Source organism: Egibacter rhizosphaerae, assembly GCF_004322855.1.
GTDB classification, from domain to species: domain Bacteria; phylum Actinomycetota; class Nitriliruptoria; order Euzebyales; family Egibacteraceae; genus Egibacter; species Egibacter rhizosphaerae.
Window position 1 is genome coordinate 1,739,639 of the sequence record NZ_CP036402.1, and the last position, 13,836, is coordinate 1,753,474.

The 13,836-nt window shown below is 72.5% G+C and carries 15 protein-coding genes and 1 tRNA gene; 1 reads left to right on the forward strand and 15 read right to left on the reverse strand.

Translation table 11 applies throughout. The annotated features are described in order from the left end of the window. Positions 1 to 8: 8 nt before the first annotated feature. The 11 genes from ER308_RS08055 to ER308_RS08105 all read right to left on the reverse strand — a co-directional run bounded on the left by ER308_RS08055 (position 9) and on the right by ER308_RS08105 (position 9,236). Positions 9 to 95 (reverse strand) — tRNA-Ser (locus ER308_RS08055). After that, positions 81 to 593, reverse strand: a complete 513-nt coding sequence (tadA, locus tag ER308_RS08060; RefSeq protein WP_240732013.1) for a tRNA adenosine(34) deaminase TadA — start codon at positions 591 to 593, stop codon at positions 81 to 83. Before tadA ends, ER308_RS08055 begins: the two co-directional genes overlap by 15 nt. Positions 594 to 640: 47 nt before the next feature. Continuing rightward, a complete protein-coding gene (locus ER308_RS08065) occupies positions 641 to 1,921 on the reverse strand; it encodes a Kelch repeat-containing protein (protein WP_131154505.1) in 1,281 nt (426 codons plus the stop codon). Between the two features lie 317 nt (positions 1,922 to 2,238). Further along, complete coding sequence (mnhG, locus tag ER308_RS08070) at positions 2,239 to 2,577, reverse strand: monovalent cation/H(+) antiporter subunit G (protein ID WP_131154506.1); 339 nt, start codon at positions 2,575 to 2,577, stop codon at positions 2,239 to 2,241. Next, entirely contained in the window at positions 2,574 to 2,834 is a 261-nt protein-coding gene (locus ER308_RS08075) for an MrpF/PhaF family protein (RefSeq protein WP_131154507.1), read from the reverse strand. The genes mnhG and ER308_RS08075 overlap by 4 nt, the downstream gene beginning before the upstream one ends. After that, on the reverse strand, positions 2,831 to 3,247 hold the full coding sequence (locus ER308_RS08080; RefSeq protein ID WP_131154508.1) for a Na+/H+ antiporter subunit E: 417 nt from the start codon (positions 3,245 to 3,247) through the stop codon (positions 2,831 to 2,833). Before ER308_RS08080 ends, ER308_RS08075 begins: the two co-directional genes overlap by 4 nt. A gap of 3 nt (positions 3,248 to 3,250) precedes the next feature. Beyond that, on the reverse strand, positions 3,251 to 4,834 hold the full coding sequence (locus ER308_RS08085) for a monovalent cation/H+ antiporter subunit D family protein (protein ID WP_131154509.1): 1,584 nt from the start codon (positions 4,832 to 4,834) through the stop codon (positions 3,251 to 3,253). Beyond that, the gene (locus tag ER308_RS08090) at positions 4,831 to 5,184 is read right to left on the reverse strand and encodes a sodium:proton antiporter (protein WP_131154510.1); all 354 of its coding nucleotides are present in this window, start codon (positions 5,182 to 5,184) and stop codon (positions 4,831 to 4,833) included. The genes ER308_RS08085 and ER308_RS08090 overlap by 4 nt, the downstream gene beginning before the upstream one ends. Further along, complete coding sequence (locus tag ER308_RS08095) at positions 5,181 to 5,666, reverse strand: MnhB domain-containing protein (protein ID WP_131154511.1); 486 nt, start codon at positions 5,664 to 5,666, stop codon at positions 5,181 to 5,183. The genes ER308_RS08090 and ER308_RS08095 overlap by 4 nt, the downstream gene beginning before the upstream one ends. Next, positions 5,663 to 8,047: a hydrogen gas-evolving membrane-bound hydrogenase subunit E gene (gene mbhE / locus ER308_RS08100; RefSeq protein ID WP_131154512.1), complete on the reverse strand. Its 2,385-nt coding sequence runs from the start codon at positions 8,045 to 8,047 to the stop codon at positions 5,663 to 5,665. Before mbhE ends, ER308_RS08095 begins: the two co-directional genes overlap by 4 nt. Before the next feature lie 214 nt (positions 8,048 to 8,261). Further along, entirely contained in the window at positions 8,262 to 9,236 is a 975-nt protein-coding gene (locus ER308_RS08105; RefSeq protein ID WP_420826247.1) for an aldo/keto reductase, read from the reverse strand. Positions 9,237 to 9,422: 186 nt separating this feature from the next. Between ER308_RS08105 and ER308_RS08110 the strand changes: the two genes are divergently transcribed. Further along, complete coding sequence (locus ER308_RS08110; protein WP_131154514.1) at positions 9,423 to 10,151, forward strand: S24/S26 family peptidase; 729 nt, start codon at positions 9,423 to 9,425, stop codon at positions 10,149 to 10,151. Positions 10,152 to 10,192: 41 nt separating this feature from the next. Here ER308_RS08110 and ER308_RS21470 read toward each other — a convergent pair whose 3' ends face one another. The 4 genes from ER308_RS21470 to ER308_RS08135 form a co-directional block, all read right to left on the reverse strand. Continuing rightward, the gene (locus ER308_RS21470) at positions 10,193 to 10,723 is read right to left on the reverse strand and encodes a phosphoglycerate mutase family protein (RefSeq protein WP_165491908.1); all 531 of its coding nucleotides are present in this window, start codon (positions 10,721 to 10,723) and stop codon (positions 10,193 to 10,195) included. A gap of 149 nt (positions 10,724 to 10,872) precedes the next feature. Then, the gene (locus tag ER308_RS08125) at positions 10,873 to 12,300 is read right to left on the reverse strand and encodes an NAD(P)(+) transhydrogenase (Re/Si-specific) subunit beta (protein WP_131154516.1); all 1,428 of its coding nucleotides are present in this window, start codon (positions 12,298 to 12,300) and stop codon (positions 10,873 to 10,875) included. Beyond that, positions 12,297 to 12,587, reverse strand: coding sequence for an NAD(P) transhydrogenase subunit alpha part 2 (locus ER308_RS08130; RefSeq protein WP_131154517.1), 291 nt, complete (start codon positions 12,585 to 12,587; stop codon positions 12,297 to 12,299). The genes ER308_RS08125 and ER308_RS08130 overlap by 4 nt, the downstream gene beginning before the upstream one ends. Next, positions 12,584 to 13,720 (reverse strand): Re/Si-specific NAD(P)(+) transhydrogenase subunit alpha, encoded by a 1,137-nt coding sequence (locus ER308_RS08135; RefSeq protein WP_131154518.1) that lies wholly within the window; start codon positions 13,718 to 13,720, stop codon positions 12,584 to 12,586. Before ER308_RS08135 ends, ER308_RS08130 begins: the two co-directional genes overlap by 4 nt. Between the last annotated feature and the right edge of the window lie 116 nt (positions 13,721 to 13,836).

A 13,836-nucleotide genomic window follows, 5' to 3' on the forward strand; every position in this document is an offset into this window, starting at 1 on the left:
GCCACCGGTGGTGGAGGTGGGATTCGAACCCACGAGGGCTTTCGCCCTACCCGCTTTCGAGGCGGGCGCACTAGGCCTGACTATGCGACTCCACCCGCGGGCCCGAGGCTAGCAATCCGGTGGTTACGCCGCGACCGCGCGCGCCGGGCACGGAAGAAGCGCTGCAGCATCTCGCCGGCCTCGTCCGCGCGCACTCCACCGGTCACGGCCACCTGGTGGTTGAGGCGTTCGTCCCGGCACACGTCGTAGAGCGACCCGACGGCGCCGGCCTTGGGATCGTGCGCACCAAACACGAGCGCGGGCAAGCGGGCGTTCACCAGCGCTCCGGCGCACATCACGCAGGGCTCGAGGGTCACGTAGAGCCAGCAGTCGTCGAGGCGCCACTGGCCCAGCGCCCGAGCCGCGCGCCGGATGGCGACCAGCTCGGCATGCGCGGTGGGGTCGGCATCGACCTCGCGACGGTTGCGGCCGCTGGCCAGCTTCTCGCCGTCGCGCACCACGAGCGCGCCGACCGGCACGTCGCCGTCGCGTTCGGCCGCCCGTGCTTCCTCGAGGGCGCGGTCCATCCAGATCCGGTGGGTCAGGCCAGGCATCCGTCCAGTATCGCGCGGCGCAACGGGATCCGTCGCGGGTCCCCGACTCAATCGGGCCGCCACGCCATCGACCTTCCGGGCCGCTCCCCTCCGAACCCGCCCAGCACCAGGACCTCCTCGCCCGTCCAGACGGCGTTCGCGCCCACGCGGCCGCCGAGGGGTGGAGGCGGCAACGGCCGCCAGAATCCCTGCGCATGATCCCAGACCGCGCCGTCCTCGAGCGGCCGCGAGGTGCGCCCACCCCAAATGAACAGGGCGTCGTCGGTCCAGGTGGCAGCGTGGTCCGAGCGCGGGGCCAGCGGCGGTGCCGTGAGCCGGTGCCAGCTGGCCCGCATGGGGTCGTAGGCACGCAGCGGATCCGGCTCGTCGCCGATCGGCACCCCGCCCCAGACGATCATCTGGCCCCCGACCGGGGATCCAGCGGAGGTGTCGGACGTCTCGGAGCCGCCGGCAGCTGCGGACGCGCCGGCGTTCCAGACCGCCGTGGCGTCCGCACGGCCCGTGTCGGCCGGGGGCGTCACGGACCAGGTGTCGAGTCGGGGGAAGTAGCGGGCGCCGCCGGCGAAGCGCTGGCCGCCCTCCCCCTCCCCGCCCCAGACGAGGAGTTCGCCGTCACCCGCGACCGCGGCGTGCCGTGCGCGCGCCTCGATGGGCGCGTCGCGGATCGTGCGCCACGCGTCCCGGGCCGGGTCGTACGCCGCCCCATCGGCCCGGAACCCCTCACCGCGCCCGCCCCACACGATCGCCTCCGAGCCGGTCCACACCATGCGGTGGTGGACCCGACCAGGAATCGGCGCCCGTGGCAGCGGCCGCCAGGCGTCGTCGATCGGATCGTAGGCGGCACCGTCCCCGAGTTCCCGGCCACCGGCGCCCCCGGGTCCGTGACGCGCGCGTCCACCCCATACGAGGAACTCCTCGCCGGTCCAGACCGCCGCGTGATGGACGCGGGGCTCCAGCGGCGCCTCGGGCAGCTCGCGCCACCGCCCCGCGTCCGCGTCGAGGGCGGCACCGAGCGGTGCGCTGGGGGCGGCGGTCCCGCCCCAGATCACGGCCTCCCCCGTTCCTCCGTCACCGTCCAGCACCGCGGCGGTGGCACCGGTGCGGGGCCCGACCGGCCCGTCGGGCAGTTCGCGCCACTCGCCGGCCGGCTCGACGGGCGTGCGCTCGACCGGCTCGGGCGAACGGACCCCGGACTCCCCGAAGGGGGTGCTGCCTGCCCACACCCAGAGTGCACCGGCAGCCACGAGGCCGAGGGCCACCAGCGCACCGCGGCGCGACCCGCGCCGCGCGCGGACGGTCTGCTGTTCCCAGGCGCCGTCATCGGTCACGTCGCTGAGGGTACCGGGTCGGTGGTGCGCTGGTTCGTCCTTCGGCGGTCGCACGCGCGAGGCCCCGGCCGAGTGCCGGGGCCTCGTGAGTGACCGGGTTCGCGCCGGCCGGTGGCTAGTTCACGTCGACCACGTCGCGGCCCGATCCCTGACCGACCTCGATGCGCCGCGGCTTCTGCTCGGGCGGGTGAGCGATCGCCAGTTCGAGCACGCCGTTCCACCACGGTGGAGCAGTCCGTAAACCCACGAACAGAGAACCAATCAGCTCGAGCGTGCACCCGGCGCCCGCCGTGGGGGTCCAGGGGGCGGGGGACCGCCTAGGAACGATCCCGATGGGGTGAGTGCGGCGCCAGGTCGTCGTGCACCGTGCCCTCCCAGAGCGGCGTGCCCGAGTGGTAGGCAGCTCGCCCGAGCACGTGGCCAGCCAGCGGCGCGGTCGCGAACTGCAGGAAGATCGCGACGACCATCTTCACCGTCGCGGACACTCCCGGTTCCAGGAAGGCGACCCCCGCGAGGACCAGCGCGACGCCGAGGCCGACCGCCTTGGTGGACGCGTTCACGCGGGTGAGCAGGTCCGGGAAGCGCAGGACGCCCACGCCGGCGAGCAGGACGAGCACCACCCCGAGCCCGATGAGGGCAGAGCCGACGATGCTCACTGGTCACCCCGCTTGCCGACCAGACGAGCGAGGGCGACCGTGGCGAGGAATCCGAGCAGGGTCGCGACGAGCACGACGTCGAGGAACATCTCGCTGCCCGACCGCACACCCATGAGGCCGAACACCGCAACCAGCGTGAACAAGCACACGTCGGCGCCGACGGCCCGATCGGCGACGGTGGGGCCGATCGCCGTTCGGATGAGGCCGAGCAGGAACGCGACACCGAGCCCCGCGAGTGCGACATCGATCCCGGTCACGTGGCCTCCCCTCGGTCACCCGGCGTTCTCCTCGCCACCCTGCCCTCCGGGGGACGCGCTGGGCTCGATGGGCCACGAGTGGCGGCTAGCAGCCGCCGTTCCATGCGCCACACCTGTTCGAGGAAGTCGTCCAGCGGGTCGGCGTAGAGGGTGTGCACGTACAGCACGTTGCGGTCCTCCTCCACCTCGATGGACAAGGTGCCCGGGGTCATCGAGATCGAGTTCGCGAGCAGCATGATCTCGGTGTCGGTCTCGCAGGCCGTCTCCACACGCACGATCCCGGCGGCCATCGAATAGCGGGGGGTCAAGACCTCCCAGGCCACCCGGGCGTTGGCCAGGATGAGCTCCCAGATGAAGAACAGCACGTACGCCACGACCTGGGGCAGGCGGGCGAGGATCGCGACGATCGCCATCGCTCAGCCCTCCGTCCTGAGCGCGTCGAGGTAGGCCGAAGGGTCGAGCAGGGCCTCGGACGCCGACTCGACGACCGTGAGCAGCGGCTGCGCCCCGATCCCGAGCAACAGGGTCGCCGTGCCGATGACCACGCACGGCGCCACGATCCCGACACCACGCCGGACACGATCCCCGTGGCCGGTCGCGTCCCCGTGGCCGGTCGCGTCCCCGTGGCCCGCGGCGTCGCCATGGCCGGCGGCGCTTCCGGCCCCCCCGGCGGGCACCGGCATGCCCTCGGCCATCTTCATGGGTTCGTGCTCCGACGCGGGCTCACCCCAGAAGACCCCGTTCCAGATCTTGATCATCGACATGAGCGTGAAGAACGAGACGATCACGGCGACGGCACCGGCGAGCAGCGCTCCGTCGTCGAATGCGGCGCGCACCAGCAGGTACTTGCCGACGAACCCGCTGGTCGGCGGCAGGCCGGCGAGCGCCAGCGCGGACAGGATGAACCCGGTCGCGAGCAGCGGACGCGCACGCACGATGCCCCCCAACCGCGCGAGGGTGCCCGTGCCGTAGATCGCCTCGACCGCCCCGGCCGCGAGGAACAGGGATCCCTTCACCGCGATGTACTGGATGAAGTAGAAGATCCCGGCCGTCACGCCGGCGACGGTCCAGAGGCCCAGCGGCAGGACGAGATAGCCGACCTGGCTGACCATGTGGAACGCGAGGATGCCGCGCATGTCGCCCTTGCCGACCGCGCCGAGCACCCCCACGACCATCGTGAGGCCTGCGATCGCGAGCAGCGCCCCGGCATACATGGGATCGCCGTCGAAGACCACCGCGTAGAGCCGGTAGAGGACGTAGACACCGGCTTTGGTCAGCAGCCCGCTGAACAACGCGGTCACCGCCGGCGACGCCTCGACGTAGCTCCGCGGCAGCCACGTGTGCAGGGGGACGATCGAGGCCTTCACACACACCGCGAGGGCGACCACCCCGGTGGCTGCGGCGGCCAGCGGTTCCCGCCCGGCGCCGGCCAGGACCCCGAAGTTGACGCTGCCGACGGTGCCGTAGACCAGCGCGATGCCGACGAGGAACACCGTCGACGCGAGCAGGTTCACCCCGACGTACAAGGCGCCCGCCCGCACCTGCGCCGCGGCCCCGCGCAGAGTCAGCAGGACGTACGAGGCGATGAGCATCACCTCGAACATCACGAACAGGTTGAACAGGTCGGCGGTGAGGAACGAGCCGTACACCCCCGCGACCAGCGCCAGCACCATGGGATGGAACAGCGGGTGGCGGTCCTCGCCGCTGGCGATCGAGAACAGCACGCTCGCGAGCGTCATGAACGACGCGATCGCCAGCAGCAGCGCCGCGAACCCGTCCGCGACGAAGGGAATGGCGATCCCCACCTCCCAGCCCCCCACCTGGTGACCGAGGACGTCGCCGTCGCGGGTCACCGCGACGAAGACCACCGAGAGCCCCAGGACGGCCGCGACCGTCACCATCGTCAGCACCCGCTGGACCCGGCGGCGATGGCGGGCGACGAGGCTCAGCGCGCTCGCCAGCAGCGGCAACGCGACGGGCAGCGTCAGCAGGCTGTTCACGAGCCACCCGCCTCGTCGCTCCCGGGGACCGACTCCGCCTCACCGTGTTCGATGTCGTCGTCGCCGAGGACGTCCGCACTCCGATAGGCCAGGGCGAGCAGGAAGGCGGTGATCCCGAACGCGATGACGATCGCCGTGAGCGCGAAGGCTTGCGGCAGCGGGTCGGCTTGGGCCCCGTTCTCCCCGATGAATGGCACCGCGCGGCGAGCGACACCGCCGCTGGCGACCAGTGCGGTGGTGCCGGCGTGACCGAGCAGCACGAACCCGAGCACGACCCGGACGAGGCCTCGCTGCAGGATGAGGTACGTCCCCCCCGCGGCGCAGAGCCCCACGATCAGCGCCGCGGTCATCGGCGGCCCTCCCGGGGGCTCTCCGACCCCGTGTCGGGATCGGGGACCCACGTCGGCAGTCCCGGTGTCACCCGATCGTCGTCACGCGGCTCGCCGAGGTAGGTCATGATGGCGACCACCATCCCGACCACGATCAGCCAGACGCCCACGTCGAACACCAGTGAGGCGGCCAACTCGAACTGTCCCAACTCGAACTTGGCGCTCTGCAGGAAGCTCTGGCCGAGCACGAGACCACCGATTCCGTAGACGGTCGCGAGCGCGAGCCCCCATCCGCACAGCGGGACGAAGCGCAGGAACCGGTACCGGAGCACGCCCCGGGTGCCGAGGGTCAGGTACTCGAGGACGACAGCGGCGCCGGCGGCGAGACCCCCGATGAAGCCTCCCCCCACCTCGTTGTGCCCGCGCAGAAGCAGGTAGAGGCTGAAGGCGACCATCAACGGGACGAGCACCCGCTGCCCGGTGCGCAGGATCACGGTGCTCACCGCGTCACCTCCTCGCCCTCGTCCGCATCCCCGTCGTCGCCCGGTGCCGCACCGGAGTACGGATCGACGTCCCGCGGCTCCTCACCAGGCTGTGCGCGAGCGCGGCCGTCCGGGACGAGGCGGACCAGCGCGTACATGCCGGCCGCCGCGATCGCGAGCACGCCCACCTCGCCCAAGGTGTCGAGGGCGCGGAAGTCCACGAGGATCGTGTTGACGACGTTGCTGCCGCCGGTCACCTCCTCGGCCTCAGCGAGGTAGTAGGCGGCGGGATCGGACTCCCCGCGCCGTCCGGTCAGCAGATAGGTCCCCGCGAACGCCAGCGCGCCGACCACCGCCGCGATGACACCCGCGCCGGCGACCCGGGGGCGGCGGACCCGCAGGAAGTCCGGAGGCAACCGGCGGAACACGAGCACCACCAGCGCCACGGTCAGGGTCTCCACGAGCAGCTGCGTCAGCGCCAGGTCGGGTGCGCCGATCTGCACGAACCAGGCGGCGATCAGGAACCCTGTCAAGCCGAGCATCGCGACGGCGCCGACGCGGCTCTTGGCCTGCGCCATGCCCGCGATCGAGAGCACGAGCAACGCCACGATTCCCCAGTCCAGGGGCTCGTGGGGAGCTGGCGGCTGGGCGGTGGTGAGATCCGCGGCCAGGGCGACCGCGGTGCCGCCCACCGCGAGGACCACGAGGACCGGCGCCACGTGCACCGCGATCGACGAGGACGCGGCCGGGGCGCCGATGCGCTTGCCGAGCGCGATCGACTGATCGTAGAGCCGGTCGAACGTCCCCTCGCCGTCGATCGGCAGGCGGACCCGGCCCTGGAGCCGCTCGACGCGCTCCCGCGTCAGGAACAACGCGATGCCGCCACCGACGACGATGGCCGACATCAGGAGCGGCAGGGTGAGGCCGTGCCACAGTGAGAGGCCGAACTCGGGGCTCTCCCCGGTGGTGTCGAGCCCCACGACGTTGGCGTACGGGCTGAGCAGCGGGACGACGAGGCCCAGCGCGAGGCCGGCCACGCCGAGGAGCAGCGGGGCGGCCTCGAACGACAGCGGTGGCGCGTGCGCGTGCGTACGCAACGGCCCCTCGAACGTGCGCCAGTAGTAGCGGGCGCTGTAGGCGAACGTGAAGACGCTCGCCGCGACCGCCAGCGTGGCCGAGGTCGGCGCGAGCCACGCGGCACCGGGGGACTCGACGAACGCGGCGAAGGCCTCCTCCTTCGACACGAACCCGAGCAGTGGGGGCAGCCCGGCCATCGAGACCGCGGCCAGCCCGCCGGCGAGCGCCGTGCGCGGCATGTCGGCCCTGAGCCCGCCGAGCTCGCGCAGGTCGCGCGTCCCCGTCTCGTGGTCGACGATCCCGACGCTCATGAAGAGCGTGGCCTTGTACAGCGCGTGGGCGAACAGGTGCACCCCGGCTGCCCCGAGCGCGAGCGGTGTGCCGATGCCGATCAATCCGGTCAGGAAGCCGAGCTGGCTGACCGTGCCGTACGCCAGCAGGCGCTTGAGGTCGTTCGCCTTGGTCGCGACGACCGCGCCGAGCAGCGCGGTCCCGAGGCCGAACAGGACGAGCGGCACCTGCCAGACGGGCTCCCCGCCGAACACCGGGGTCAGCCGGAAGAGCAGGTAGATGCCGGCCTTGACCATCGTGGCGGCGTGCAGGTACGTGCTGACGGGGGTGGGGGCGACCATCGCCCCAGGCAGCCAGAAGTGGAAGGGGAACTGCGCGCTCTTGGTGAACGCGCCGAGCAGGATGAGCACCACGATGGCCGGCATGGTCGGCGCCGCGAGCACCGCCTCGGGGCTCCGAAGGATCTCGGACAGCACGAACGTGTCGGCGGCCAGTCCGAGGAGCACGAACCCGGCGAGCAGCGCGAGCCCGCCGACCGCGGTGACGAGGAACGCTCGCGTCGCGCCCTGCGCGCCCTCGCCCTTGCCGCCGATCAGGAAGAAGCTCGAGACGCTGGTGAACTCCCAGAACACGAACAGCGCGATGAGATCGTCGGCGAGGACGAGCCCGAGCATCGAGGCGGCGAAGAAGGTCAGCAGCGCGAGGAAGCGCCCCGCCTTCGCCCGGTCCGTGCCGAAGTACCGCGCGCTGTACGCGAGCACCAGGGCACCGATGCCGAGCACGATCAGGCTGAACAGCAGCCCGAGGCCGTCCATGCGCAGCGCGAGGGTGAGGTCGGCGGAGGGGATCCAGGCGAGTTCCCCCGTCACAGGCTCGCCGGCGACCACACCCGGCACCTCGGTCGCGACCAGCACGGTGAAGACCGCCAGGACGCCCGCCAGCAGCCATCCGGCGTCGCGACCCATGGCCGTGGCGAGCGGCTTCGCGATCGCGGCGGCGAGGAAGGTGGCCGCAAGGACGCCCACGAGGATCATGCGCCGGCCTCCCGGCGCGCAGGGGCGTGGTGCGGCGTCGGCGGGATCGGGCTCATGAGGGCATCAGCGTGGGGCTCTTGCGACTTGGGGGTCGATGGCGGGACCCGCCGAGGACGTCGACGGCGCCCTAGGATCGCGCAGTGGATCCGGTGACGCCACTCGGCTCGCCCACAAGGCCGACGGGGCGGCAGTACCTTGCACGGAATGCCGCGGCCTACCTCCAGGGCAGCGCCTTCCGCTGTCCCCAGTAGGCCGAGGGGTCCTCGGCGAGCTCGGTGACGGCACCGGTGGACACCGCCGAAGCGAGTCCGACCGCGCGCGCGTTCGCCGCCACTTGGCCCGGCGTGGCCGCTCCGGACAGCACGATGTCGCTCCACGGCTGCGCCAGTGCGAGCGCGAGCGCGAGCGCATCGGCCGTCGGGGGTTCCGCCCCTGCCCCGGCGCACGACAGCAACCCGGTCGCCGCGTCCCCGCCGGGGGCGAGCCGCCCGTTGGCCAGCGCCTCCTTCACCACGACGACGAGGCCCGCGTCGTGTGCCTCCGCCAGCGCCGGAGCGGCGGATGGCTCGAGCGGATTCCAGGTGGCCTGCACCACCGCGAACGGGCAGCGGTCCAGCGCCGCGAGCGCCGCCCGCACGACGTCGGCCTGCTGCGGACCGCTCGTCGTGAACCCGACCCGCACGCCCTCCGCCGCCAGGTCGGCGAGCAGATCGAGGACCTCCGGGTCGCTGAGCACACCGGTATCGAGCGTCGCCGAGTGGATCTGGTAGACGTCGAGTCGGTCGCCCAGCACCGCCCGCGTCTCGCCGATTTGCCGGCGCAACGCAGCGGCCGAGTGGTCCTTCACCTCGTGGGTCGACGCGTCCATCCGCCAACCACCGGTGTAGGCGTATCCCCACTTGGACGCGATGGTGACCCCGTCCGCGTCGGCCCCACGGCGATCGAGCCAGCTCGCGAGGAACGCCTCGGCTCGACCGTACGAGCGTGCGGCGTCGACGTAGCGCAGCCCCGCCTCGAGAGCTGCGTCAAGGACCTCGTGACTGCGCCGCTCCAGGTCGGCCACGCCACGCGCCTGCCCGAGGTCCTCCGCGTGTCCGATGGTCAGGTACGCGGGGCGGCCCACCGCTGCGAGCCCGATGCCGAGCGGGGTGGCGGGTAGCTCGGAGGCGCCAACGCGAATCCGTGGTATGAGCTGCATGCGCACAGTCAACCGCGCCGACTCACCGGGCGCATCCGCCCCGTTCACAGCGCAGCTCACCGGGCGCATGCGCCCCGTTCACAGCGCCCGGTCCCGGATCCGCGCCGCTGGCACACCGACCGGGTATCGTCCGGCCGAGGGGAGCAAGGACCCCGTGGCGACCAGGCGGCGACGCAGATGACCGACCCTCCGCCCTCCGACGGACCCGAGGAACTCGACCCCCCCGACCGGCCCGCCCGTCCCGGCGGGAACGGCCGAAGGGGCGAGCAGAACGCGCACAACGGGCAGGCCGCACCGGCGACGCCGCGCAGGCGGCCGTGGCCACGCCGACGCGAGGACGGCCCGCCCGTGCCGGCGCTGTTGCTTCGCGGGCTCGCCGCGATGTTCCTCGTCTCCCTCGCGGTCGCCGCCCTCACCGTGGGGGCGTTCACGTGGCTGGACGGCGCGGAAGCGCACGTCGTCACGGACGACGCCATGACCGGCGCCCTGGAACGGGGTGACGTCGCCCTCGTGCAGCCGGCGGGAGCGATCTCGGAGGGCATCGTGGTGCGATGGGTCGACGACCGGGGTGCCGCCCACGTGCACCGCGTCGTGCGGGAGGGGGAGGCGCTGCGCATGATCGCCGACCGGCACCGGTCACCGGTCGCCGAGATCAACGCGGACCGGGTCACCGGGGTGGTCGACCGACGCGTCCCCTGGGCCGGGGCCCCCCTGGTCTGGCTCGCCGAAGGCTCGGTGGGGCGGCTCGGCGCCTTCCTGCTGCTCTGCGCCGCCGCGATCGGCACCATCGCCGCGGTGCCGTTGCGGCCCGGCGTGATCGGCGAACGGGACCTGCCGCCGGGTGACGGGTCGGAGAATGCGAACGCGCCCGGCGACGCTCGTCGAGGACCGCGCGTGCCCGCGTAGCGGCGCTCGCGAGCACCCCAGGCGATCGAGCGTCGGTGCGCTCAGCCCTTCGGCGCGGGTTCGTGAGCGACCGCCTCGACGCAGATGCCCGCGGCGAACGTGAGCGTGACCCAAGCGCCCTTGCGGACGCGCGCATCGGCGACCGCGACGCCGTCGCGGCCGACGAGCACCGCGAGCAGCGTGGCGAGCACGTCACCGTGCGAGCACACGACGACGCGTCCACGAGCGTGCGAGCGGACGAGTTCGTCGACCGCCGCGAGGGCGCGCCCGCCGAGCCACGCGGATCCGACCCAGGCCGAGCCGCGGTCGACCGGCGGAGCGATCCGTCGATCGGCGAGCCTTCGGTCCGTCACGACCGGCGCGTCCGTGAGCTGACCGAGCAGCTCGACGGTCTCGACGCAGCGCGTCAGCGGGCTCGTGCGCACCCCCGAGAGGGGTGAGGGGTCACCCGACCCGCCGCTCGCCAGCCGATCGGAGAGCCACTTGGCCTGCCCCCGCCCTCCGGCGTCCAGCGGCCGCGACTCGTCGTGGTCGGTCCAGGAGCGCCGGCCGACAGCCTTGGCGTGGCGCAACAGCTCGACGACCGTGACCGGGCCTTCGGCGCTCAGCAGCGCACCTCCTGCTCCACCTCCCGGCCTACCCGGTCGGCGCGTACCGCCGGTGCGGCCCCAAGGATAACCGGGATCCCGCCAGCCGGTCGGTGCACCCCCATCGCCGGCGCTCAGCCGGCCGGGGCGCCCTCCGCGACCTCGGCGGTGAGGGAGTCGAGCACGCCCTTGGCATCGCCGAAGAGCATCACCGTGTTGTCGGCCTCGAACAGATCGTTCTTGATCCCCGCGTATCCGGGGGCCAGCGAGCGCTTGATCACGAAGACGCGCCGCGCACGGCCGACTTCCAGGATCGGCATACCGGCGATGGGGCTGCCCGGCTGCGTGTTCGCGGCCGGGTTCACGACGTCGTTGGCGCCGACGACGATGACCGCGTCGGTGTGCGCGAAGTCCTGGTTGATCTCGCTCATCTCGAAGAGCTGCTCGTAGGGCACCTCGGCCTCGGCGAGCACGACGTTCATGTGTCCGGGCATGCGCCCGGCCACCGGGTGGATGGCGAACCGCACCTCGACCCCGCGACGCCCCAGTGCCGCGGCGAGCTCCTTGACCGCGTGCTGTCCGCGCGCTGCCGCGATGCCGTATCCCGGGACGATGATCACCGATTGCGCGGACTCGAGGACCATCGCCGCTTCCTCGGCGTCGCTGGAGACCACGGACTCGTACGCCTCGGCCCCTTCGCCGCCGGTGGCGTCCCCGCCGTAGCCGCCGACGATGACGTTCGCGAGCGATCGGTTCATCGCCCGGCACATGATCTGGGTGAGGATGAGACCGGCGGCCCCCACCATCGTGCCGGCGATGATCAGGAGGTTGTTCTCGAGTGCGAAACCGGTCGCCGCGGCCGCCAGCCCCGACAGCGAGTTCAGCAGGCTGATCACGACCGGCATGTCGGCCCCACCGATGGGCAGGACCAGCACGACACCGGCCACCAGGCTCGCGGCGACGAGGCCGGCGACGAGCGCCGAAGCCGTCAGCGGATCGGCGAGGGCGAAGAGACCGCCGAGCCCCGCCGCCAGACCGCCCGCGAGGAGGAGTGTCAACAGGATCCCGCGCAGGGGGATCCGAGGCTGCCCCTTCACGGTGCCGCGCAACTTCAGCTCGGCCAGGATGCTGCCGGTGAACGTCGTGACGCCGATGAGGATCGACAGCGAGACCGTGATCGCGCTGGCCATCCCGAGAACGACCGCGGCGGGATCGTCCGCGCCGGCCTCGACGACCTCCAGCCAGAACAGCGCGAGAGCGACCAGCGCCGAGGCAGCACCGCCGAACCCGTTGAACCGCGCGACGATCTCGGGCATCTGGGTCGCCTTGGCGCGCACCACGATCAGGACCCCGACCACGGCCCCCACGGCAAGACCACCCGCGATCCACCGGTAGTCGACCAACCCCTGCTCGACGAGCGTGATGACGACCGCCAGCAACATCCCGCTGGCGATCAGCAGGTTCCCGCTCCGCGCGGTGCGGATCTTCGACAGGCGCTTCAGCCCGACGACGAACAACGCGATGCTCGCCAGGGCGGCGAGCGCGATCAGATCACCGGTCACCGGTCACCCCCGCCGCCGAACCGGGACAGCATCCGGTCGGTCACCAGGAACCCTCCCACCACGTTGATGGTGGCGAGGACGAGGGCCAGCGTGCCGAGCACCACTCCGACACTGGGATCGGCGACGGTGACCAGCGAGAGCGCCCCGAGGACCGTGATGCCGCTGAGCGCGTTGGCACCGCTCATCAGCGGGGTGTGCAACGTGGGAGGCACCTTGGTGATGAGCTCGAACCCCAGGAAGGCGGCGAGCACGAACACGTAGATGCTGACCAGCAGCGGCCCCATCAGGCGGCTCCTTCCGCGAGCAACTCGGCGGTGGGGGCGTGCGCCACGCCGCCGTCGTGCGTGAGCAGGGCACCGGAGACCACCTCGTCGTCGAGGTCGAGCGCCAGTGAGCCCGAGTCGTCGACGAGCAGCTTCATCAGCGCGCGGATGTTGCGCGCGAACAGCGCGCTCGCCTCGCCGGCCATGTCCGAGGGCAGGTGCTGGCCGGGGATGATCCGCACCTCACCGCGGTGCACCTCGGCGGCGGGGTCGGTGAGCTCACAGTTGCCGCCGTCGGCAGCAGCTACGTCGATCAGGACGCTGCCCGCGGGCATGGCCTCGACCATCTCGGCGGTCACCAGCCGTGGCGCGGGGCGGCCGGGCACCTGAGCCGTGGTGATGACCGCGTGGGCCTCGCGCAACCGCTCGGTCAGCACCGCTCGTTGACGCGCCAGGAAGTCCTCACCCACCTCCGCCGCATAGCCCCCCTCGGCGGAGAGGTCGCTGGCCTCGGGCACCTCGATGAACTTCCCGCCGAGGCTCTCGACCTCCTCCTTGGCGGCCTCACGGATGTCGGAGACATGCACGATCGCGCCGAGCCGCCTTGCGGTCGCGACGGCTTGCAGGCCCGCCACGCCCGCACCGAGCACGACCACCTGCGCAGGACGGATCGTCCCGGCGGCGGTCATGAAGAGCGGGAAGTACTTGTCGATCTCGTGCGCGGCGACGATCACGGCCCGATATCCGGCGACGTTGGCCTGACTGGACAGTGCGTCCATCGCCTGCGCTCGGCTGACGCGCGGCAGCAGCTCCAAGGCCAGCGTCGTGATCTTCCGCTCGGCCAGCAGACCGACGGCCTCGCGGTTGCGATGCGGCGCGACGAATCCCAGCAGGACCGCGCGCTCGGGCAGTGCTCTGGCCTCGTCGGGGCTCGGGGGCGACACGCGCGCGACGACATCCGCGTCGGCGATCCCCTCAGCGCTCACGAGTTCGGCGCCGGCCGCCGCGAACGCATCGTCCGACCACCGCGCGCCCTCCCCCGCGCCGCGCTCGACACGCACGTCGATGCCGGCCTCGCACAACGCCGTCACCGTCTCGGGGCTCACCGCGACCCGCCGCTCACCCGCAGCGCGCTCCCGCGGCACGAACAACAACATCGGGACGACCCTCCATCGGGACGACGCGCTCGGGCATCCTGCCCGGGCACCGATCTCCGCCGACCCGGTCGCGTGCATCGTGCCGTCTCTCGCCGTCGACAGCCAGTCGAGGGGCC

Coding starts and splice junctions, on each gene's coding strand:
- ER308_RS08135 (WP_131154518.1), bottom strand. CDS start 13,720: ATGTTGTTGTTCGTGCCGCGGGAGCGCGCTGCGGGTGAGCGGCGGGTC.
- ER308_RS08110 (WP_131154514.1), top strand. CDS start 9,423: ATGACCGACCCTCCGCCCTCCGACGGACCCGAGGAACTCGACCCCCCC.
- ER308_RS08090 (WP_131154510.1), bottom strand. CDS start 5,184: ATGACCGCGGCGCTGATCGTGGGGCTCTGCGCCGCGGGGGGGACGTAC.
- mbhE (WP_131154512.1), bottom strand. CDS start 8,047: ATGATCCTCGTGGGCGTCCTTGCGGCCACCTTCCTCGCCGCCGCGATC.
- tadA (WP_240732013.1), bottom strand. CDS start 593: ATGCCTGGCCTGACCCACCGGATCTGGATGGACCGCGCCCTCGAGGAA.
- ER308_RS08080 (WP_131154508.1), bottom strand. CDS start 3,247: ATGGCGATCGTCGCGATCCTCGCCCGCCTGCCCCAGGTCGTGGCGTAC.